The following is a 923-nucleotide window of genomic DNA, read 5'->3' as shown; positions in this document are numbered from 1 at the left end:
GCTCTGATGCTTGTCCGAGCGGACGATGAACTGATTGTCGCAACTCGAAACGCCGTGCCGAAAGTACTTGCGCATCATCCGGTGCAGGTATTTGTCTTCGAGCCACTTGTCACGTTTGAGCAGGGTATAGAGCCGCTTTCGCTCTGCCTCGTCGGAGCTCCGCTTCGCGATGGCCTGTCGCACCTTCGCGCATGCGGCCGCCTTGTACGTCAGGATGTCGTTGACGGCGTCCTTCGTGGTCTCGGCTCGGATCGTGCCGTCCACCGCGAGCGACGCATACCAGCCGCCAGCAGTCACTTCCTTGCGGATGTCAGCCGCACTCTTGCCGACGTTCCCCAGCGCGCCGTAGCGACGCCAGAGGTCCGCTCGGACGAACGCCGTCGCCCTGCACACCGCGCGAAGCGCAGGCACGGACGACGACGTCGCATAGAGCGTGCGGGTGACGGTTGTCATTCCAGAATTTCCTTCGGTTCCTTGCTACCCGGATAGTCTTCCTTGATCTGCTTTTTGTACTTGCGCATGCCGTACAGGCGGCAGGAGAACGTATGGACGATCGCAAGCAGGTCCTCAACCATTTCCTGCTCTGGCGACAGCGATTCCTGATTGACTGCGATGATCTCGCAAAGTTCTCGCGCGCAAGATGGTCGAGCAGGTCGAATCCGAAGCGAACGAGCCTACCTTTGTGGGCGATGAGAACTCGCTCAATCTCACCACGCTGGATGCGCTCAATCGGCGCGAGGAAACGCTTGCGCTTGAAGTTCATGCTGCCGCCGACTTCCTGAATCCACTCGTCAACAGCAATTGCGCCAGCCCGGCAGTATTCCTCCATCGCCGCCACCTGAGATCGCAAGTCGTCGCGCTGCCCAGCGCTACTGACGCGGCAGTACACGATTGTCGATCGCTTCTCAGGCCCGCCGCCAAGC

At 60.3% G+C, this 923-nt stretch carries 2 pseudogenes; both read right to left on the bottom strand.

Features of this window, described 5'->3' with window-relative positions:
• Positions 1 to 453, bottom strand: a pseudogene (locus ACW4E8_RS41005) (transposase); the annotation flags it as partial.
• Positions 450 to 923: pseudogene (locus ACW4E8_RS41000) on the bottom strand (IS607 family transposase); the annotation flags it as partial. The pseudogenes ACW4E8_RS41000 and ACW4E8_RS41005, both read right to left, overlap by 4 nt.

The sequence above is a fragment of the Cupriavidus sp. CP313 genome, assembly GCF_054072015.1.
Note: the sequence above shows the minus strand (reverse complement) of the source record. Positions and strands in the feature narration are given on the sequence as shown.